Here is a 19,405-nt window from a genome sequence, read left to right as displayed (position 1 = left end):
CGTGCGATGAACTACGGACCCATCATCAAGGAAATCGGCCGGGGCGCCAAGGGCTCGCGGCCGCTCGACATTCCCACTGCGGCGAGTCTGTTCGGTGACATTCTCGACGGCAAGGTGCCCGATCTCGAACTCGGCGCGATCCTGATCGCGTTGCGGGTGAAGAGCGAGTCGCTCGACGAGTTGCTCGGCTTCAAGCAGGCCATGGATGAACGCTGCGCACAGGTGACGGTGCCGGACGGACCACGTTGCGTGGTGCTGCCCACCTACAACGGCGCACGCCGCCAGCCCAACCTGATGCCGCTGGTCGCGCTGCTGCTGGCGCGCGCAGGCGTGCCGGTGCTGATCCAGGGGCGGCACGATTTCGAGACGCGGGTCAGCCCCTTCGAGCTGCTCGCGGCGCTGGGCATCGCGCCCGCCGCCGACACCGCGTCGGCTGCGGCGCAACTGGCGACGTCGCGCATCGCCTGCCTGCGAGTGGATCAGTTGCTGCCCGGGCTGGACCGGCTGCTGTCGCTGCGCCTGCGCATGGGCGTGCGCGCCAGCGGCCACACCATGGCGAAGCTGCTCGACCCGGCGCTGGGGCGCAGCGTGCGGGTGGTGGCGGTGACGCACCCGGAATATCTCGAACGCATGGACGAGTTCCTGCGCCGCGACGGCGGCCGCGCGATGCTGCTGCGCGGCACCGAAGGCGAGATCTACGCCAACCCGCGGCGCTGTCCGGAACTGAAAGCGTACGTGGAAGGCGACGCGCGCATCGCCGTGGCCGCCGAGGAAGGCGGCGCGCCGCCGCTGGCCGGCCTGCCCGACACGCCGTCGGTGGCGGACAACGCCGCGATCATCCGCGCCATGCTGGCGGGCGATCAGCCGGTGCCGGAGCCGATCCGCGCCCAGGTCGCGGCCCTGGTCGATCTCGCAAAGTCCGACGTGTAGGCGCGGGCTCGACCGCGACCCGCATCCGGAATCGCGGTCGAGCCCGCGCCTACGGCGCAACGCAGCGCGGTCAGGCCGCCAGACGGCCCTCGCGGAAATCGCTCAGCGCCTGGTAGATCTCCTGCTCGGTGTTCATGACGAAGGGCCCGTACTGCGCGATCGGCTCGTTGAGCGGCTGGCCGGCGATCAGCAGCAGCTTCGCATCCTCGGTCGCCTCGATCACCACGCCGTCGGCCTGCGCGTCATTGGCGAGGATGGCCATGCGCTGCACCGGCACCGCGTCGTCGCCCAGCCTCACCGCGCCGCGATACACGTAGACGAAGGCGTTGTGCGCCGCCGGCAGGGCTTGCGCGAAGCGGCTGCCGGCCGGCAGGTGGATGTCCAGATAAAGCGGCGCGGTCGCCTCGCGCGTCACCGCACCGGCCACACCGTGGCTTTCGCCGGCGATCACGGTGACGTCGGCGCCAGCCGCGGTGGTGAAGCGCGGCAGCTCGGCGCTGGCGAAGTCGCGATACCAGGGGGCGCACATCTTGTCGCGGCCGGGCAGGTTCAGCCAGAGCTGGAAGCCTTCCATCACGCCTTCTTCCTGCTGCGGAATCTCCGAGTGGATGACGCCGCGGCCGGCGGTCATCCACTGCACGCCGCCGTTCTCGAGCAGGCCCTCATGGCCGGCGCTGTCGCGGTGCAGCATGCGGCCGGCGATCATGTAGGTGATGGTCTCGAAGCCGCGATGCGGGTGATCGGGAAAGCCGGCGATGTAGTCGTCCGGGCGATCGCTGCCGAAGGCGTCCAGCATCAGGAAGGGATCCAGCCGGCGCTGCAGCGGCTGCGTCAGCACGCGGGTGAGCTTGACCCCGGCGCCGTCCGACGTCGGCTTGCCGGCGACCAGGCGCTCGACGCGACGCGGCTGCTCGACCTGTTCGATGCGAAGTGCGGTTTGCTTGGTCATGATCCCTCCTGCGGGAAATCGGTCACGGGGCGCCGGTCGCGCCCCGAGCATGGCACGCTCAGGCGAGCGCGGCCTCGAGATCGGCGGCCGCCTGCGCGAAGCCCTTCTGCGCCGCTTCCGGCCCCATGTTGAGGCCTTCGGCGTAGATGAAATGCAGGTCGGTCATGCCGAGGAAACCGAGCACCGCCTTCAGGTAGGGCACCTGGGTGTCGAGTTCGGAGCCACGGTACATGCCGCCGCGCGCCAGCGCGACATAGACCTTCTTGCCCTTCAGCAGGCCCTCGGGGCCGTTTTCCGTGTAGCGGAAGGTGACGCCGGCGCGGGCGATGGCATCGATCCAGTTCTTGAATTGCGCCGTCACGGTGAAGTTGTACATCGGTACGCCCAGCACCAGCACGTCGGCTGCCTGCACCTCGGCGATCAGCGCGTCGTACAGCGCGACGCGGGCCGCCTGATCCGCCGTGCGCTGGTCGGCCGGGGTGAACAGTGCGCCCAGCCCCGCTTCGTCGAGGACCGGCACCGGATCGGCGGCGAGGTCGCGCACCGACAGCTTCGCCGCAGGATTGGCGGCGAGGACGCGGGCGGCGACCTCGTTGGCGACGCGGGTGGAATTGGCGCCTTCGCGGCGGGCACTGGAATTGATTTGCAGGATGTTCATGAGGGACCTCTGTGTTGAATCAGGTTGGTGTGGAATGAACTCTAATCTTCCCAGGTTCTCCACATAAGCCTGCCAATCGGATTACATTATCCCGAATATGGAACAGTTCGATCCCAACGACTTGCTGATTTTCGCTCGCGTTGCCGACGTGGGCAGCTTCAGCCGCGCCGCCGATCGGCTCGGCCTGCCGAAGTCGACGGTGTCCCGCCGCGTCGCGCTGCTGGAAGAGCGCCTGGGCGAGCGCCTGATGCTGCGCACGACGCGCCGCCTGACGCTGACCGAGTTCGGCCAGCACCTGCTGGAGCATGCGCGCCAGGTGGCGTCCGAAGTAGATGCGGTGCAGGCGCTGGCAGAGCATCGCCAGGCCCGCCCCAGCGGCCGGCTGCGGGTGTCGATGCCGAGCGATTTCGCCAACCTGTTGCTCACCGACATGCTGGCCGCCTTCATCGCACTGCACCCCGACGTGTCGCTGGAGCTGGACCTGTCACCGCGCCGGGTCGATCTGATCGGCGAAAACTTCGACGTGGTGCTGCGCATGGGCAGCCTGCCCGACGACGCACTGCTCGCGGCGCGCAAGATCGCCGTCTTTCCGCACGGCCTGTATGCGGCGCCCTCCTATCTTGCCGAGCACGGCGAACCTGCCGCACCCGAGGATCTCGGCGAGCACCAGGCCCTGCGCCTGCTCGGGCGCAATGGCGACCCAGTCCCCTGGATACTCGAATGCGGCAACCAGCGCTGGGAAGGCGTGCCTCCCGGGCGGGGAACGGCGAACTCGCCGGAGCTGCTGATCCGCCTCGCGCGCGCCGGCGCGGGCATCGCCGCGGTGCCGGAATTCGCCGCCAGTCCGCGTGTGCGCCGCGGCGAGCTGCGCCGCGTGCTGCCGCAATGGAGCCTGCCCTCGCACACCGCCTGGGCCGTGTTTCCCGGCCGTCGCCTGATGCCGACCAAGACCCGCGCCTTCATCGACATGCTGCAGGTGGCCATGGCCGGCGAAGGGGCGCAGCAGGCAAGCATCTGACGGAGGAACTCGTCCCTCGGTCGCTGCTGTTGCCGCACCACCGATCAAGCACCGAAGTGCTCGCGAGCAGATCAGGATTGCGCCACGCGGTCATGGGTGCGGCGCAACATCGCCTACAATGTCACGTCGGCGGCGCCTGCAGCCAGCGCCCATCACCTTTCCCATCAAAAACCGATCACCGCTCCGATGTCACTGCTACAGCAAGTCCTGCGCCTGCCCGCCCGTGTCCTGTTCTTCGCGCTCTTCGTCGTCTGCATCGGCCTGCTCGCCGGCGGGCTGTTCCTGCAGCATGTCGTGGGCCTGCAACCCTGCCCGATGTGCATCATGCAGCGCTATGCCTTTGTCCTCGTCGCCCTGATTGCGCTGATTGCCGCGCTGCACGGCCCCGGCGCAGCCGCCGCGCGCATCTATGCCCTGCTCATCGGTGCCGCAGCGGTGGCCGGCGGCAGCGTCGCCGCGCGCCAGAGCTGGATGCAGCTCAACCCGCCGGAATTTCCCGAGTGCGGCCCCGGCCTGGAATACATGCTGGAAAGTTTTCCGCTGAACAAGTCGCTGCCGATGATCTTCCGCGGCGCGGGCGACTGCTCGGCGATCGACTGGACCTTTCTCGGCCTGTCGCTCGCCAACTGGTCGCTGCTCTGCTTTGCCGGGGTGACGGTGTTTGCGCTGTGGATGCTGTTCCGCCGCGGCCGCGCGTGAGCGGCCGGCTGCCGCGTCACTCGACGACGCGCACGATCGCCCCGCCGATCTCGTAGAGACCTCCGCCGAGCGCGTTGCAGCGCGTGACCTGCAGGCGCACCCGCAAGGGCGGGCGTTGCAGGGCGCCCTCCGGCCCGGCCACCGCCACGTCGAGCACTTCGCCTGCCGCGGGCACATAGGCGGCATGCAAGCTCATGCCGCCGACGCCGATTTCCATGCACTTCGCCGTCACGCGGCTTCCTGCTTCGAGGTGGATCAGCGCCGGACAGCCGATCGGGATGCGGCGGTCCAGGCGCCGGTCGTCATGGCCGGTTCTGTTGTGCATGCTGTTCGAAAGCGGGAATGAAGGTGCCGCATTGTATCCCGCCTGCAGCAGCGCCCTCCTCGCGCACTTGCCTCAATCCCTGACGCCGCACTTGCGCAGGATGTTTTCCAGCGGGCACAGCCCGGTGAAACCGCTCTGGAACAGGTTGGCGCCGACGAACACGGTGAACCACAGGAAGTTCTTGTTCACGAACAGCGGCGAGCCTTCCACGCCGAGGGCGAGCGAGATCAGCACGAAGGCACCGGCGAAGATGCGTACGAGTTTGTTGATGTTGAGCGCCATCAGTTTTCCTCCTTGAGTCGGTCGAGGCGATTGCGCATCGCCGCGTAGTACAGCACCGGGATCACGACCAGGGTGAGCAGCGTCGAGATGAAGATGCCGAAGATCAGGCTGATCGCCAGGCCGTTGAAGATGGGGTCGTCGAGGATGAACAGCGCGCCTATCATCGCCGCCAGCCCGGTGAGCCCGATCGGCTTGGCGCGCACCGCTGCCGCGCGGATCACCGCCTCGCCGAAATCCATGCCCGGCTTCCCATCCTCGCCTCGCACCTGCTGGTTGACGAAATCGACGAGCAGGATGGAGTTGCGCACGATGATGCCGGCCAGCGCGATCATGCCGATCATCGAGGTAGCGGTGAATTGCGCCCCCAGCAGCGCATGGCCGGGCATCACGCCGATGATGGTGAGCGGGATCGGCGCCATGATGATGAGCGGCGCCAGGTAGCTGCGGAACTGCGCAACCACCAGCAGGTAGATCAGCACCAGGCCGACCGCATAGGCAGCGCCCATGTCGCGGAAGGTTTCGTAGGTGATCTGCCACTCGCCGTCCCACTTCAACTGGTAGCCGCCATAGGCGTCGGCAGGCTGGCGGATGAACCACTCGCCCAGGGTGCCGCCCAGCCCCGGCGCGCCGGCCAGCGCCATGTCCTTCACCTTGCTGCGGATGTCGAACATGCCGTAAAGGGGCGAATCGAGCTTGCCACCCATGTCGCCGGTCACGTACACCACCGGCAGCAGGTCCTTGCGGTACAGCACCTGCTCGCGCGTCGTCTCGCTCACCTGGACCAGCTCGGAAATCGGGATCAGCCTGCCCGCATTCTGCCCTTCGCGGGCGCGCACCTTCATCGCCAGCAGGTTGGCCACGTCGGACTGCCGCACCGAGGGCAACTGGATGCGCACCGGAATCTCGTACTTGTTGTCGCCACCGTGGACCGGCGTGACGTTCTCGCCCGACAGGCCCAGCCGCACCACCTCGACGATGTCGGCCTGCGCCACACCCATGCGCGCCGCCTTGGCCTGATCCACGCGCAGCACCAGCTTGGGCGCGGCTTCATCCACCGTGTCATCGACGCCGACGATGTCGGCCGTGCCTTCGAACGCCGCACGCACCTTCTTCGCCACGGCGACCTGTCCGTCGTAATCGGGGCCGTAGATCTCGGCGACGATGGGCGACAGCACCGGCGGCCCCGGCGGCACTTCGACCACCTTCGCATTGCCACCGCTGCGGCGGGCGATGTCGGCCACGGCCTCGCGCACTGATGCGGCGATGTCGTGGCTCTTGCGGTGGCGTGCCTTCTTGTCGACGAGGTTGACCTGGATGTCGCCCATCTCCGGGTTGCTGCGCAGGTAGTACTGGCGCACCAGGCCGTTGAAGTTGATCGGCGCCGCGGCGCCGGCGTAGGACTGCCAGTCGGTGACCTCGGGCACGGTCGCCAGGTGGGCGCCGATCTCGTTGAGCACGCGCGAGGTTTCCTCGACCGGCGTGCCCACCGGCATGTCGAGCACCACCTGGAACTCGCTCTTGTTGTCGAAGGGCAGCATCTTCATGACGACGAGCTGCACCGCCGGCAGCGCCACCGAGACGACGATCAGCGCCAGCACGGCCAGCCACAGCCTGAGGCGCGCGCGGCCGCCACTCTGGGCGTCGAGCATCGGCGCCATCACGCGGCGGAACAGGCCGTCGAGCCTGAGCGTGAGCTTGTCCTCGCCCTCGTGGTGATGCGCGTCGACCGATTTCAACAGCCTCTGCGCCAGCCACGGCGTGACGATGAAGGCCACCGCCAGCGAGATGAACATGCCCATCGACGCGTTGATCGGGATGGGGCTCATGTAGGGCCCCATCAGGCCGGTCACGAAGGCCATCGGCAGCAGTGCGGCGATGACGGTGAAGGTGGCGAGGATGGTCGGGCCGCCCACTTCGTCGACCGCACGCGGGATCAGCTTCCACAGCGGAGTGTCGGGCTCCAGCGTGTGCCAGCGATGGATGTTCTCCACCACCACGATGGCGTCGTCCACCAGGATGCCGATGGAGAAGATCAGCGCGAACAGGCTCACCCGGTTGAGCGTGAAACCCCACGCCCAGGACGCGAACAGCGTCGCGGCCAGCGTCAGCGACACGGCGATGCCGACGATCACCGCCTCGCGCCGCCCCAGGGCGAAGAACACCAGCGCGACCACCGCCGCCGTGGCGAACACGAGCTTGCCGATGAGCTGGTTGGCCTTGTCGTTCGCCGTCTTGCCGTAGTCGCGGGTCACCGACACTTCGACGCCTTCGGGGATGAGGCTGCCGTGCAGCGCGTCCATGCGCGCGAGGGCCGCCTGCGCGACATCCGCCGCATTGGCGCCCGGCTTCTTCGAAATCGCCAGCGTCACCGCGGGGAAGACCTTCTGCCCGGCGGCGGCCTGCACCACCCGCTCGGGCGCGGCTGCGCCGGTGCCGAACCAGACGTAGCGCGTGGGCTGATCGGGGCCGTCCTCGACCTGGGCGACGTCGCGCAGGTACACTGGCCTGGCATCCTGCACGCCGACCACCAGGCGGCGCACGTCCTCGGCGGATTCGATGTACGTGCCGGTCTGCACCAGCACGTCGCGGTTGCCGGCCACCAGGCTGCCCGCAGGCTGCGATGCGTTGGCAAGCTGCAGCGCCGCGCGCAGATCCTGCGCCGTGACGCTGTGCGCGTTCATGCGCTCGGTGTCCATCTGCACGCGGATGACATGGCCCGGCCCGCCCACGGTGGTGACGTCGCGCGTGCCGGCGATGCGCTTGAGCTCCGTCTCCGTCGCGCGCGCCACCTGCTGCAGGTCGAAACCCGCGCGCGCCGGATCCGGTGTCCACAGCGTGAAGCTGATGATGGGCACGTCGTCGATGCCCTTGGGCTTGATCAGCGGCGTGCCCACGCCCAGTTGCGGCGACAGCCAGTCGGAATTCGAATGCACGGTGTCGTACAAGCGCACCAGCGCGGTCTGGTTGGGCACGCCCACCTTGAACTGCACCGTGATCACCGCCATGCCGGGGCGAGACACGGTGTAGACGTGATCGACATCGGCCATGCGCGACAGCACCTGTTCCGCCGGCCGCGCCACCAGGGCGTCGACGTCGCGCGCGGAAGCGCCCGGGAACGGCACCAGCACGTTGGCCATGGTGACGTCGATCTGCGGCTCTTCTTCCTTGGGCGTGATCAGGGTCGCGAACACGCCGGCCAGCAGCAGCACCAGCGCGATCAGCGGCGTCAGCGCATTGCGCTGGAAGGTGGCCGCGATGCGGCCCGAGATGCCGAGTCGGTCTGCCATCGTCGGGCTCCGTGCTCAGCGCGCAGTGGCGGACTTGGCCGCCTGTGCGGCGACGCCCGCCTGCACCGGATCGAGCGCCACGGTTTCGCCTCCGGCGAGCCCGGCGAGCACCTCGACTTCGCCTTGCGGCCCGACCGGCTGGCCGATGCGGACCTGGCGCAGCGCAAACCCGCCCTTGCCATCGGCGACATACATCGCGGTCAGTTCTCCACGCCGCAGCACCGCCGTCGCCGGCACCATGACGGGCTGCACCCGGGTCGCCTGGTCTGCCGAGTAGAACTGGACGCGGGCAAAGCTGCCCGGCAATACGCCTCGCGTGCCCGCAGGCAGGTCGACGCGCACCCGCACCGTGTGCGTGCGTTGGTCGGCCGCCGGCAATACCGTCACCCCTGCCGCATCGAAGGAACGCCCGCTGTCGGGCAGTTCCACGCGCGCGCGCAAGGCTGCCGCGCCGCCGAGTTCGGCAATCCGCTGCTCTGCCAGATCAACCAGCGCGCGCATCGCCGTCGGGTCATACACGGTGAGCAGCATGCGCCCGGGCTGGGCCATCTCGCCCCGCTCGATGTGCCGCGCCGCAACGAGGCCGTCCAGCGGCGACACGATGGCGGTATAGCCCTGCACCGTCGCGGCCTGGCCGCGGCTGGCGCGTGCCGCGCGTACCTGCGCCTCCGCCGCCTGGTAGCGGGTACGCGCCTGATCGAGCCCAGACTGGCTGATGAACTTGCGCTCGACCAGGCTGCGCGCGCGCTCGTATTCGGCGCGCGCATTGATGAGATCGGCCTCGGCACGCGCCACGCCGGCGTCGGCGCCCGCGACCGCCGCCGCCGCTTCCGCGGCGTCGATGCGCATCAGCACCTGGCCCTTGCGCACGGCGTCGCCTGCGTCGACGGCAAGCTCGACGACGCGGCCAGGCACCTGGGCTGCGAGCACCGATTGCCTCACCGCCTCGATCGTGGCCTCGGCAGGCTGCGTACGCATCACCGCCTGCACCTCGATCCGGACGACAGGCACTTCGGCCCGGCCGACGGTTGCTACTGCAGCAAGCAGCGCAGCCACAGAAAGGGGAATGATGAGGTTTTTCATGTTTATAAGTATATTCTTATAAACAACGACGTCAACGCCATGCTCCCGGCCCTGCACAGCAGCGCGTCGCCCGGCGATCGAACTCAGCCGGCTCGCATCTCCTGCACGCAATGCCGCGCGTAATCCGCCATGGCGCTGACCACACCATCGGCTTCGCCGGCCGCGCGCGCGAGCGTGATGGCACAGCCAGGATGCGCGCCGCGCGCCTCCTCGACCAGCAGTGGCAGATCCCGCTTCAGGTGCCCGCCCTGCGCCAGAAAGACCGGCACCACTGCGATGCGATCGGCGCCGCCGGCGACGAGCCGGCCGATCGCATCGGCCAGCGGCGGCGTCATGAACTCGAGAAAGGCGAGCTCCACCCGCACGCCCTGCTGCTCCAGCGCCGCACGAATACGCTCCATCGGCCGCGCCCACTCGGGATCCCGGGCACCATGTCCGAACAACACCACGGCCGATCCTGCGCTCGTCATTTCCTCACCCACCCCGCACCTCCTGGATTCACGCTGCGCAATGCGCGCAGCAATTGTTCGATCGCCCTCGCCGCGGCGAAGAGCCCCACGCTGGCCGTCACCGCCACGCTGGAACCGTAGCCTGCGCAGGCCAGGCCCTGCGGCCCGCGCGACGCGACAGCGGTCTGCGGCGCCTCGCCCACGTCGCAGGCTGCGGGCGCCGGGTAGCGCAGCGGTTCGGTCGAATAGACCGCCTCGATGCCGAACTTGCGCTTCGGATCACGGGTAAAGCCATGTTCCTTGCGTAGCCGGGCGCGCACCTTCGCCAGCAGCGGATCCTGCTCGGTGCGCGCAAGGTCATCGACCCGGATGCGGCCCGGGTCGAGCTTGCCGCCGGCGCCGCCCGCCATCACCAGGGGAAGGCGTCGATCACGGCACACCATGGCAATCGCCACCTTGGCGCGCACATTGTCGATGGCATCGACGACCACATCGAAGCCCTCGAGCAATGCGGCGGCGTTCTCGGGCGTGAGGAAATCGTCGACCGTGTCGATGCGGCAGGCCGGATTGATGTCCCGCATGCGCGCCGCCATCGCCAGCACCTTGGCCTGTCCCAGGGTGCTGTCGAGCGCCTGCACCTGGCGGTTGATGTTGGATTCGGCGACATGATCGAGATCGATCAGCGCGATGCGGCCGACGCCACTGCGCACCAGGGCTTCCGCTACCCAGGAGCCGACGCCGCCGATGCCGACCACACAGGCACGCGCGCCGGCAAGCGTGTGCACGGCACCCGCGCCGTACAGCCGGTCGAGGCCGCCAAAACGGCGCTCGGGGTCGGTGGCGGCATCGGCCAGCGGATCAGGGCCGCTGGCAAAGGAGGCGACGTGGTTCGGCGTGGTCATCGCGAGTCGTGTCCTGCGCATCGTGGGCGCCGGCGTGGCGTCGGCGCCCGCCAGTCATGTTCGGCGCATGTTACCGCAGCAGGCCGCTCCGGGATGAACTCGCGCCGGCCGGCGCGCTCCAACCCGCAACCGCCGCGCCTGCCGCGCTCACGCCCCAACCTAAACCCATCATGACGACGAACGCGAGTGCTGCCACAAGATCCCTCCTGCGCCGCCGGCCCGACGGCCTCGTCGCGACGATGCGCCGCAGGTGCGTCGCCACCGCCTGTGCGACGCTGCTGGCCCTGCCTGCGTTCGCCCACGCGACGCCACCAGCGGGCGATGTCGCGCAGGCCGGCGTCGTCGCCTACGAGGACGGTCGCATGGCAGAGGCAGGTGCGCTGTTCGAGCGCGCAGCCCGCGCCGGCAACCGGCTCGCCCAGTTCAATTACGCGATGATGCTGTATCGCGGCGAAGCTCAGGCGCAGGATGCCGGCCATGACGCCGCCTGGGGCTGGCTGCGGCGGGCGGCGGGCGCCGGCCTGCCACAGGCGCAGTACGTCCTCGCCCAGCTATACGACCATGGCGACGGCGTACCGCGGTCCCTCACCACAGCCGAGGAGTGGTATCGACGGGCAGCCGATCAGGGCCACGTGGAAGCTCAGATCGCGCTGGCAACCATGTATTACGTCGGCACGTCGGTCGCTGCGCCCGACTACCAGAAGGCGGCACGGTGGTACCTGGCGGCAGCGCGCGCCGGCGAGCCCGGCGCCCAGTTCCTGGTGGCGGACATGTATGACAAGGGATACGGCCTGCCGCGGGACGCGCGGCTGGCGGCCCACTGGTATCGCGCAGCCGCACGCCAGGGCGACCCTGTCGCGGCGGCACGCCTGGCCGCGCAGGGCGCCGCCGCCGACGCGCCCGGCGAGAGCGCCCCTGCGGCGGCGGAGCCCGCCGCCATGCCTGCTGCGCCGGCGCTCCCGCCTACGCGCTGACGAGCCCGCCCGCGCGTTCGCGCTGCGCGTCGAGCCACTCGCCCAGCCCCTGGGCGTTGAGCTCGAGATCCACGCGCAGCAGTTCCAGCGCGTCGTCCTCGGACAAAGCCCAGCTCTGGCGCGCGGTCTCCTCGCGCACGATCTGCTCCAGCCCGGCCAGGATCTCGACATGGCGTGCCACGCCGTCACCGCGGGCCGCCTTGGCGACCGCGACCATGGTGTCGATCAGGCGGTGCAGGTCGCCGGCAAGGCGCTCGACCTCGGTGACGCGGCTGAAGTGAGTGAGGTACATCGAGCGCGGCTCGAACGACAGCATGCGGTCGATCGAGGCGTGCATCGCCGCGGGATCGAACTGGGTGGGCGTCGTGGTGGGCATGATGAAGGCGCGCCCATCGACATCGAACTCGCGGTATGAAAGCCCGAAGGTATCCCCGGTGAAGAAGGAGCGCGAGGTCTCGTCCCAGATGCAGATGTGGTGGCGGGCGTGGCCCGGCGTGTCGAGCATGCGCAGGCGGCGACCGGCGAGATCGATCTCCAGCCCGTCGGTCGCCGCGACGATACGCGACGCCTCGACCGGAACCAGCCGGCCGTAGAGTTCGAAGGCCTTCTCCGCGCCGTATACTGCCGCGGTACCCTCCCACAAACGCGCCGGGTCCGCCATGTGCCGGGCACCGCGCTGATGCACCACCAGTCGCGCGTTGGGCAGGGCACACATGAGGCTGCCAGCCGCACCCGCATGGTCCAGGTGAATGTGCGTTAGCAGGACCCAGTCGACCGCCTCCGGGACGATGCCCAGATGCGCCAGCGCCGACAGCACCCGCGGCACCGAGGCGTTACTGCCGGTATCGACAACGGCCGCATGCCCCTTGTGCACGATGATGTGAATTGCGGCCAGCATCGGCCTGCCATAGCCCGAGTCGAGCGCATAGATGCCCTGCGGATGGGCAATGAGATTCTGCACGGCTAACTCCCGTCGTTGTGCTTCTTCTGCCTGCTTTTCCGCCATTATAACTTTGCGGTCGAGCCTACTCCCGGCCGACCGCCTGTTCGAGTGATTTGATCACGTCCCCAAGAACCTCCCCTGTTCTTGCCAAACGACGCGACAGGCTGCCGCAGCGCTGCCACAGCCCGTCTGTCCGGTGATGCCGGCAGGCTCCTTACCTCGCGGGAGACGGCTCCCGCTTCTGCTCGAGAGCTTCGGCACGCTTCGCCGCCATCTCGCGCGCCTTGTCGGCGAGTGGCGGGAAAGGACCGAATCTGTGCTGGTCGGCCGACGCCCCGTCGACATACGGAGGGAAGGCCGCGTCGATCGGCTTGTTCCACCGTGCAGGGAAATCCTTCTCGAGGTTCGCCTTCACCGGCCTGGGGTGGGACAGCACATAACCGGCCACATCGAACGCCTCGTCGTCCGTAAGAATGGGGTTCGTGTGATTGACGCCCTGGGGCATGTTGTACTTGATGAAACGTGCAGCGGTCAGGATGCGGTTCATGCCCGCGCCGTTGTTGAATGAGTCGTCGCCCCAGAGGGGGGGAAAGAGGTAGCCCTGGGCGTCACCCGCCACGCCGACTCGGCGGCCTTCGCCATTTTCTCCATGGCAGACTTGGCAATTCGCCCTGAAAACGGCCTCGCCGGCCGCCAGATCCACCCGCCGGTTCGGGATCTTGATCGATTTCGTCGCGGCGCCATCGATTTCCGCTCCTACCGGAACGCCCCGCGACAGGAAGTGGATGTAGGTGGTGAAGGCCTTCATCTCGGGCGAATCGAGCGGCAGCGACTTTCCGTTCATGCTTCGTTCCATGCAACCATTGACCCGCTCTTCCACCGTACTGAGCATGTCCTCGCGCGCACGGTATTGGGGAAAGGTCGCCGTGACGCCGACCCAGGGAATGGCGAAAGGCTTGGTGGCATCTTCCTGGTGGCATGAGGTGCAGGCCAGGTTATTGCCTGCGAAGCGCCTGGCGCGATCCTGCACCTCGGGGCCGACATGAGCAAAGGTCCGCGTGGCAAGTTCGTGGCCTCTCCGGACCAGACGACCATAGTCGTCGTCGGGGAGGCTTTCCAGGGCCGGCCTCGGCCGATCGAGCAGGCTGATCCTGCCTGGAGACACCCCGGGGGTGGAGGCGGTCTGGGCCTGTGCGGTCGATCCCAGCACGACGGCAGCGGCAATGAAAGGCGGGGATACAGCGTATTTCATGGTCTCTCTCCTGCTCGTTGCCCCGCGACTGGCCGCGGTGACGGAGCGCATATTTTAGCATTTCCATATATTTTGATATATATCAAGGAACGATGCTCGTTTTCCTGGACGCCGCATTTATCCCAGCCAGACCCTCGTTCTGCAATAGGGAAAATGATCTAGTGCGCCTCACCGGGGTGCGCTCGTCGTAGCCCGCCCGCCGCTGAATCAAGGCCTTGCGGGCAACGGCTACATTCTGAAATACACCACAGCACCGTCAGATCCTAGACTGCCTACAGGGCTGACGACCGGTTAGACCATGAAGAGCGATCATCCGGGCGGAAGCCAAGAACCGTCGTACAGACGAACAACCGGAGCGAGATCATGAAACCCAGGATGCTTTTGATCGCCAGCCTCGCCGCCGCGCTTTCGGCCGGCGCCTTCGCACAATCGGGCGGAGGGTTGCCGCCGGTCACCGACCAGACGCCGATCTACGGCTCGCAGATCATGACGCAGCAGGAGCGAAACGAGTATCGAAGCCAGATGCGGGCGGCCAAGACGCTGGAGGAACGCGAGCAGATACGCGCACGCCACCACGAGCAGATGGTGGAACGCGCCCGGGAAAAAGGCGTCACGCTGCCGGCGGAGCCTCCGGCACGGGGTGGCGGAATGGGGCCGGGCGGAGGGATGGGGCCGGGCGGAGGAATGGGGCCCGGTGGTGGAATGGGCCTGGGAGGAGGCATGGGCCCACGCGGCGGAATGGCGCCCGGCGGCCCGAACCGCTGACGCCTGCCGCCACGACTGCGATCATTCGCGCGCGACCGCGCCCATCCGTGCCGGCGGCAACCGGTCCGGCCGCGTCGTCGCCAAGGTCAGAGTGAAGGGCGCCCACCTTCCCACGATGACCGTAATGGGAAAGTGGATGGCGTGACGCTCAGAAGGGGATGTCGTCGTCGAAGTCGCCGAACCCGTTGGATGCCGGCTGTTGCGCAGGCTGAGGGCGCGCGGCGGGCGCCGGAGGCGTGCGCGAAGGCGGCGCCGATTCGTAGCCACCCGCATCGCCGCCGCGCATCGGCGCCTCACCGGCGCCCTCACGGCGGCCGAGCATCTTCATCTCGTCACCACGGATCTCGGTGGTGTACCGGTCCTGCCCGTTCTGATCCTGCCACTTGCGCGTCTGCAGGCGTCCCTCGACATAGATCTGGCTGCCCTTGCGCAGGTACTGCGCGGCGACTTCCGCGACACGGCCGAAGAACACCACGCGATGCCACTCGGTCGCCTCGCGACGCTCGCCGGTGGTCTTGTCCTTCCACGTCTCGGTCGTCGCCAGGGTCAGGTTGCAGATTGCGTCGCCACTGGGCGCGTAACGCGTTTCGGGATCCTTGCCGAGGTTGCCGATCAGGATCACTTTGTTCAACGATGCCATCGAGGTTCTCCTTTGAATGCGAAGGCGGTCGCTGCAGCGCGCCCGCCGTTGTCGTCAGCCGCCCGCAGGCGCCAGCGCGCTGCGCACCGGCGGCGGTTTCATTCCCGCCACCAGGGCGAGCCAGACCAATGCCAGTGCGCCGCACAACAGGTTCACCGCGCCATGGCCGAAGTGCTGCCCCACCCAGCCACCCAGCATGCCGCCGAGGAACAGGCCGATGGACTGCAGCGTGTTATACACACCCAGCGCCGTCCCTTTCGCGTGAGGCGGCGCAATGCGCGAGATCCACGACGGCTGAGTGGCTTCGAGCACGTTGAAGGCGACGAAGAAGAGCGTCAACAGCAGGGCAAGCGGCAGCAGCCTGTCCCCCGCCAGATAGAAGCCGAACTGCACCAGCGCGAGCAGCGCAACCGCGCCTGCGAACACCTGCTTCATGCGATTGCGGCGCTCGGCAACGATGATCGCCGGCACCATCACGACGAAGGACACCAGCACCGCCGGCAGGTAGACCTTCCAGTGCTCCGCCACCGGCAGGCCGCCCGCCGCCACCAGCGCCGCCGGCACCATGACCCACATCTTGGTCTGGATCAGATGCAGGGCGAACACGCCGAGGTTCAGGCGCATCAACTGGCCGTCGCGCAGCACGTCGGCGAATCGTCCGCCATTTGCACGCGGCACCGGCGGGGCATCGGGTACGACCCATACGACGACCGCCATCGCCCCCAGGGCCAGCGCCGCGGTCAACCAGAAGATGCCGCTCATGCCGATGGCCGCATACAGCAGCGGCGCTGCCACCATGGAAAGCGCGAACACCAGGCCGATGCTGGAGCCGATCATCGCCATCACCTTGGTGCGGTGCTGGTCGCGCGTCAGATCTGCCGCCAATGCGGTGACGGCCGCCGAGATCGCACCCGCGCCCTGCAGCACGCGACCGACGATCACCATATGGATGTTGTCGGCCATCGCTGCCACCGCGCTGCCGACGACGAACAAGGCCAGCCCGAAGAGGATCACCGGCTTGCGCCCGAAGCGATCCGATGCCGCTCCGAAGGCGATCTGCAGGAAGCCCTGCGTGAGGCCGTAGGCGCCGATCGCAAGGCCGACGAGCATCAGGTTGTCGCCGCCGGGGATGTGCGCGGCATGCACCGAAAACACCGGCAGGATCAGGAACAGCCCCAGCATGCGCAGCGCGAAGATCGCGGCGAGGCTCACCCCGGCACGGCGTTCGTCGGGCGTCATCGGGTCACGCGGATTGGCAGACATGCGGACGGTGCGTTGGCAGGACGGGAAAGGCCGGAATTCTACCATTGGCCCGGGCACGCCTTCTCTTCTATAGTTTCACGTTACCCTCAAGCCATCGGCGCATCGCTCATGGACGAAATCCGCATCCGCGGCGCTCGCACCCACAACCTCAAGAACATCAGCCTCGATCTGCCGCGCAACCGACTGACGGTGATCACCGGCCTGTCCGGGTCGGGCAAGTCCTCGCTGGCCTTCGACACGCTGTATGCGGAAGGCCAGCGTCGCTACGTCGAGTCGCTGTCAGCGTATGCGCGCCAGTTCCTGCAGTTGATGGAAAAGCCCGATGTCGATCTGATCGAGGGCCTGTCGCCTGCGATCTCGATCGAACAGAAGGCGACCAGCCATAACCCGCGCTCCACCGTCGGCACGGTCACCGAAATCCACGACTACCTGCGCCTGCTCTACGCACGCGCCGGCACGCCGCATTGTCCAGACCACCCGGACCAGGCGCTTGAAGCGCAGACGGTGTCGCAGATGGTGGACCACGTGCTGGCCCTGCCGGACGAGACACGGCTGATGATCCTTGCGCCGGTTGTCGCCGGCCGCAAGGGCGAGCAGCACGACCTGTTCGCGGACCTGCGCGCGCAGGGCTTCGTGCGCGTGCGCGTCGACGGCCAGGTATGCGAGCTCGACGCCATGCCGCCGCTCGAAAAGGGCCGGCGTCATACGGTGGAAGTGGTCATCGACCGCCTGAAGGTGCGCGCCGACCTGCGTGGCCGACTCGCCGAGTCCTTCGAGACCGCCCTCACCCACGCCGACGGGCGCGCCATCGCGGTGGAAATGGACAGCGGGCGCGAACACCTCTTCTCCGCGCGCTTCGCCTGCCCGGTGTGCAGCTACGCGCTGGCCGAACTCGAGCCGCGGCTGTTTTCGTTCAACAACCCGGCCGGCGCCTGCCAGAAATGCGACGGTCTCGGGCAGGTCGACTTCTTCGATCCGGAACGCGTCGTCGCGCATCCCGAGCTGTCGCTTGCCGCCGGAGCGATTCGCGGCTGGGACCGGCGCAACCAGTTCTACTTCCAGATGCTCACCAGCCTCGCCGCCCACTACGACTTCGACGTGGAAACGCCGTTCGGCGAACTCGCGCCGCCGGTACGTGACATCGTGCTGCACGGTTCGGGCCAGGAAAAGCTCAGCTTCCTGTACATGGCCGATAACGGCCGCATGGTCGCCAAGCAGCATCCCTTCGAAGGCATCATCCCCAATCTCGAACGCCGCTACCGCGAAACGGACTCCATCGCGGTGCGCGAGGAACTGGCCAAGTACCGCGCCACCCGGAGCTGCCCGGCATGCGGCGGCTCCCGCCTGCGCAGCGACGCCCGCCATGTGCTGGTGGGCGGAAAGCCGCTGCACGCCATCTCCGCGATGCCGCTGGGCGAGTGCGTGCGCTTTTTCGGCGCGTTGCAACTGACGGGGCAGCGCGCCCAGGTGGCGGAAAAGATCGTCAAGGAGATCGCCAGCCGCATCAGCTTCCTGATCGACGTCGGGCTCGACTACCTGTCGCTGGACCGCTCCGCCGATACCCTGTCGGGCGGCGAGGCGCAGCGCATCCGCCTGGCGAGCCAGATCGGCTCAGGCCTGACGGGCGTGCTTTACGTGCTCGACGAACCTTCGATCGGCCTGCACCAGCGCGACAACGACCGCCTGCTGGCAACGCTTGCGCGCCTGCGCGATCTGGGCAATACGGTGATCGTGGTCGAACACGACGAGGACGCCATCCGCTCGGCCGATTACCTGATCGACATGGGGCCGGGCGCGGGCGTGCATGGCGGCGAAATCGTCGCCCGCGGGCGTCCCGATGAAGTGTTCGCCCACCCCGCCTCGCTGACCGGCGCCTACCTGTCGGGCCGGCGCCGCATCGCCGTGCCCTCCTCACGCACGCCGCCCACACCTGGCAAGGCGCTGCGCATCGTCGGTGCGCGCGGCAACAACCTCAAGGGCGTCACCGTCGACCTGCCGGTCGGGCTGCTCACCTGCGTCACCGGCGTCTCGGGCTCCGGCAAATCGACCCTGATCAACGACACCCTCGCCGCGCTGGCCGCACGCCTGCTCTACGGCTCGGCCACCGAACCCGCGCCCTGCGACGCCGTCGAGGGTCTCGACGCCTTCGACAAGGTGATCAACGTGGACCAGGCGCCGATCGGCCGCACCCCGCGCTCCAACCCCGCCACCTACACCGGCATGCTGACGCCGATCCGCGAGCTGTTCGCCGGAGTACCCGAATCGCGCGCACGCGGCTACGGGCCGGGCCGCTTCTCGTTCAACGTCAAGGGCGGACGCTGCGAAGCCTGCCAGGGCGACGGCCTGATAAAGGTGGAGATGCACTTCCTGCCGGACATGTACGTCCCGTGCGACATCTGCCACGGCAAGCGCTACAACCGCGAAACGCTGGAGATCCGCTACAAAGGCAAGACCATCTACGAAGTGCTGGACATGACCGTCGAGCAGGCGCTGGACTTCTTCGAGTCGGTGCCCGCAGTCGCTCGCAAGCTGGAGACCCTGATGGATGTCGGCCTCGGCTACATTCGCCTGGGGCAGAGCGCAACGACGCTCTCAGGCGGTGAAGCGCAGCGCGTCAAGCTCGCGCTCGAGCTCTCCAAGCGCGATACCGGCCGCACCCTCTACATCCTGGACGAGCCCACCACCGGCCTGCATTTCCAGGATATCGAGATGCTGCTGACGGTGCTCCAGCGCCTGCGGGACCACGGCAACACCATCGTGGTCATCGAGCACAACCTGGACGTCATCAAGACCGCCGACTGGATCATCGATATGGGGCCGGAAGGTGGTGATCGCGGCGGCAAGGTGCTGCGCTCGGGCACGCCGGAGCAAGTCGCCGACACTCCCGGCAGCCATACCGGCCGCTACCTCGCCCGCGTGCTGGCCACCGCCGACCAAGGCATCAGCCCGACGCGTTCCGCCACCTCACCACCGCACGCGTCGTGAT

The 19,405-nt window shown here is 68.0% G+C and carries 18 protein-coding genes; 6 read left to right on the top strand and 12 right to left on the bottom strand.

The features are described 5' to 3' along the window. Positions 1 to 6 precede the first annotated feature (6 nt). The gene (ybiB, locus tag GH664_RS00430; protein ID WP_153166183.1) at positions 7 to 930 is read left to right on the top strand and encodes a DNA-binding protein YbiB; all 924 of its coding nucleotides are present in this window, start codon (positions 7 to 9) and stop codon (positions 928 to 930) included. Between the two features lie 70 nt (positions 931 to 1,000). Here ybiB and GH664_RS00425 read toward each other — a convergent pair whose 3' ends face one another. Together GH664_RS00425 and GH664_RS00420 are read right to left on the bottom strand one after the other, a co-directional pair. After that, positions 1,001 to 1,879: a pirin family protein gene (locus tag GH664_RS00425; protein WP_153166182.1), complete on the bottom strand. Its 879-nt coding sequence runs from the start codon at positions 1,877 to 1,879 to the stop codon at positions 1,001 to 1,003. A gap of 58 nt (positions 1,880 to 1,937) precedes the next feature. After that, positions 1,938 to 2,537, bottom strand: a complete 600-nt coding sequence (locus GH664_RS00420; protein ID WP_153166181.1) for an FMN-dependent NADH-azoreductase — start codon at positions 2,535 to 2,537, stop codon at positions 1,938 to 1,940. Positions 2,538 to 2,634: 97 nt separating this feature from the next. Here GH664_RS00420 and GH664_RS00415 point away from each other — a divergent pair, with 97 nt between their 5' ends. After that, positions 2,635 to 3,555 (top strand): LysR family transcriptional regulator, encoded by a 921-nt coding sequence (locus GH664_RS00415; protein WP_153166180.1) that lies wholly within the window; start codon positions 2,635 to 2,637, stop codon positions 3,553 to 3,555. A 186-nt stretch (positions 3,556 to 3,741) separates the two neighbouring features. Next, a complete protein-coding gene (locus GH664_RS00410) occupies positions 3,742 to 4,254 on the top strand; it encodes a disulfide bond formation protein B (protein ID WP_153166179.1) in 513 nt (170 codons plus the stop codon). Between the two features lie 16 nt (positions 4,255 to 4,270). Here GH664_RS00410 and GH664_RS00405 read toward each other — a convergent pair whose 3' ends face one another. The 6 genes from GH664_RS00405 to GH664_RS00380 all read right to left on the bottom strand — a co-directional run bounded on the left by GH664_RS00405 (position 4,271) and on the right by GH664_RS00380 (position 10,534). Beyond that, on the bottom strand, positions 4,271 to 4,579 hold the full coding sequence (locus GH664_RS00405) for a PilZ domain-containing protein (protein WP_153166178.1): 309 nt from the start codon (positions 4,577 to 4,579) through the stop codon (positions 4,271 to 4,273). 72 nt (positions 4,580 to 4,651) lie between these two features. Next, positions 4,652 to 4,861 (bottom strand): DUF2892 domain-containing protein, encoded by a 210-nt coding sequence (locus tag GH664_RS00400; RefSeq protein WP_153166177.1) that lies wholly within the window; start codon positions 4,859 to 4,861, stop codon positions 4,652 to 4,654. Continuing rightward, positions 4,861 to 8,148: an efflux RND transporter permease subunit gene (locus tag GH664_RS00395; protein WP_153166176.1), complete on the bottom strand. Its 3,288-nt coding sequence runs from the start codon at positions 8,146 to 8,148 to the stop codon at positions 4,861 to 4,863. Before GH664_RS00395 ends, GH664_RS00400 begins: the two co-directional genes overlap by 1 nt. A gap of 15 nt (positions 8,149 to 8,163) precedes the next feature. Further along, a complete protein-coding gene (locus tag GH664_RS00390; RefSeq protein ID WP_153166175.1) occupies positions 8,164 to 9,231 on the bottom strand; it encodes an efflux RND transporter periplasmic adaptor subunit in 1,068 nt (355 codons plus the stop codon). An 83-nt stretch (positions 9,232 to 9,314) separates the two neighbouring features. Further along, on the bottom strand, positions 9,315 to 9,701 hold the full coding sequence (locus GH664_RS00385; protein ID WP_153166174.1) for a sirohydrochlorin chelatase: 387 nt from the start codon (positions 9,699 to 9,701) through the stop codon (positions 9,315 to 9,317). Beyond that, entirely contained in the window at positions 9,698 to 10,534 is an 837-nt protein-coding gene (locus tag GH664_RS00380) for a ThiF family adenylyltransferase (protein WP_153166460.1), read from the bottom strand. Before GH664_RS00380 ends, GH664_RS00385 begins: the two co-directional genes overlap by 4 nt. Positions 10,535 to 10,752: 218 nt before the next feature. On the opposite strand from GH664_RS00380, the gene GH664_RS00375 reads away from it, so the two are divergent. Next, positions 10,753 to 11,556, top strand: coding sequence for a tetratricopeptide repeat protein (locus GH664_RS00375; protein ID WP_228111307.1), 804 nt, complete (start codon positions 10,753 to 10,755; stop codon positions 11,554 to 11,556). Here GH664_RS00375 and GH664_RS00370 read toward each other — a convergent pair. Both GH664_RS00370 and GH664_RS00365 read right to left on the bottom strand, forming a co-directional pair. After that, entirely contained in the window at positions 11,546 to 12,517 is a 972-nt protein-coding gene (locus GH664_RS00370) for an MBL fold metallo-hydrolase (RefSeq protein WP_153166173.1), read from the bottom strand. The genes GH664_RS00375 and GH664_RS00370 overlap by 11 nt on opposite strands. 196 nt (positions 12,518 to 12,713) lie before the next feature. After that, on the bottom strand, positions 12,714 to 13,802 hold the full coding sequence (locus GH664_RS00365; RefSeq protein WP_228111306.1) for a c-type cytochrome: 1,089 nt from the start codon (positions 13,800 to 13,802) through the stop codon (positions 12,714 to 12,716). 312 nt (positions 13,803 to 14,114) lie between these two features. Here GH664_RS00365 and GH664_RS00360 point away from each other — a divergent pair, with 312 nt between their 5' ends. Continuing rightward, positions 14,115 to 14,516, top strand: coding sequence for a hypothetical protein (locus tag GH664_RS00360; RefSeq protein ID WP_153166172.1), 402 nt, complete (start codon positions 14,115 to 14,117; stop codon positions 14,514 to 14,516). A gap of 148 nt (positions 14,517 to 14,664) precedes the next feature. Here the strand turns inward: GH664_RS00360 and ssb are convergent, their stop codons facing one another. Both ssb and GH664_RS00350 read right to left on the bottom strand, forming a co-directional pair. Next, entirely contained in the window at positions 14,665 to 15,156 is a 492-nt protein-coding gene (gene ssb, locus GH664_RS00355) for a single-stranded DNA-binding protein (RefSeq protein ID WP_153166171.1), read from the bottom strand. A gap of 54 nt (positions 15,157 to 15,210) precedes the next feature. Beyond that, on the bottom strand, positions 15,211 to 16,419 hold the full coding sequence (locus tag GH664_RS00350) for an MFS transporter (RefSeq protein WP_228111305.1): 1,209 nt from the start codon (positions 16,417 to 16,419) through the stop codon (positions 15,211 to 15,213). A 108-nt stretch (positions 16,420 to 16,527) separates the two neighbouring features. Here GH664_RS00350 and uvrA point away from each other — a divergent pair, with 108 nt between their 5' ends. Next, a complete protein-coding gene (uvrA, locus tag GH664_RS00345; protein WP_153166170.1) occupies positions 16,528 to 19,404 on the top strand; it encodes an excinuclease ABC subunit UvrA in 2,877 nt (958 codons plus the stop codon). The last annotated feature ends 1 nt before the right edge of the window (position 19,405 follow it).

It is taken from the genome of Thauera sp. 2A1, assembly GCF_009469595.2.
In the GTDB taxonomy this organism is placed as follows: domain Bacteria; phylum Pseudomonadota; class Gammaproteobacteria; order Burkholderiales; family Rhodocyclaceae; genus Thauera.
The sequence above is the reverse complement of the archived record's forward strand: the minus strand, read 5'-3'. Positions and strand labels throughout refer to the sequence as shown.

Bases quoted from the DNA above. Each gene is read 5' to 3' on its own strand.
- ybiB (WP_153166183.1), top strand. From the start codon at position 7: ATGAACTACGGACCCATCATCAAGGAAATCGGCCGGGGCGCCAAGGGC.
- GH664_RS00425 (WP_153166182.1), bottom strand. From the start codon at position 1,879: ATGACCAAGCAAACCGCACTTCGCATCGAACAGGTCGAGCAGCCGCGT.
- GH664_RS00420 (WP_153166181.1), bottom strand. From the start codon at position 2,537: ATGAACATCCTGCAAATCAATTCCAGTGCCCGCCGCGAAGGCGCCAAT.
- GH664_RS00415 (WP_153166180.1), top strand. From the start codon at position 2,635: ATGGAACAGTTCGATCCCAACGACTTGCTGATTTTCGCTCGCGTTGCC.
- GH664_RS00410 (WP_153166179.1), top strand. From the start codon at position 3,742: ATGTCACTGCTACAGCAAGTCCTGCGCCTGCCCGCCCGTGTCCTGTTC.
- GH664_RS00405 (WP_153166178.1), bottom strand. From the start codon at position 4,579: ATGCACAACAGAACCGGCCATGACGACCGGCGCCTGGACCGCCGCATC.
- GH664_RS00400 (WP_153166177.1), bottom strand. From the start codon at position 4,861: ATGGCGCTCAACATCAACAAACTCGTACGCATCTTCGCCGGTGCCTTC.
- GH664_RS00395 (WP_153166176.1), bottom strand. From the start codon at position 8,148: ATGGCAGACCGACTCGGCATCTCGGGCCGCATCGCGGCCACCTTCCAG.
- GH664_RS00390 (WP_153166175.1), bottom strand. From the start codon at position 9,231: ATGAAAAACCTCATCATTCCCCTTTCTGTGGCTGCGCTGCTTGCTGCA.
- GH664_RS00385 (WP_153166174.1), bottom strand. From the start codon at position 9,701: ATGACGAGCGCAGGATCGGCCGTGGTGTTGTTCGGACATGGTGCCCGG.
- GH664_RS00375 (WP_228111307.1), top strand. From the start codon at position 10,753: ATGACGACGAACGCGAGTGCTGCCACAAGATCCCTCCTGCGCCGCCGG.
- GH664_RS00365 (WP_228111306.1), bottom strand. From the start codon at position 13,802: ATGCGCTCCGTCACCGCGGCCAGTCGCGGGGCAACGAGCAGGAGAGAG.
- GH664_RS00360 (WP_153166172.1), top strand. From the start codon at position 14,115: ATGAAACCCAGGATGCTTTTGATCGCCAGCCTCGCCGCCGCGCTTTCG.
- ssb (WP_153166171.1), bottom strand. From the start codon at position 15,156: ATGGCATCGTTGAACAAAGTGATCCTGATCGGCAACCTCGGCAAGGAT.
- GH664_RS00350 (WP_228111305.1), bottom strand. From the start codon at position 16,419: ATGTCTGCCAATCCGCGTGACCCGATGACGCCCGACGAACGCCGTGCC.
- uvrA (WP_153166170.1), top strand. From the start codon at position 16,528: ATGGACGAAATCCGCATCCGCGGCGCTCGCACCCACAACCTCAAGAAC.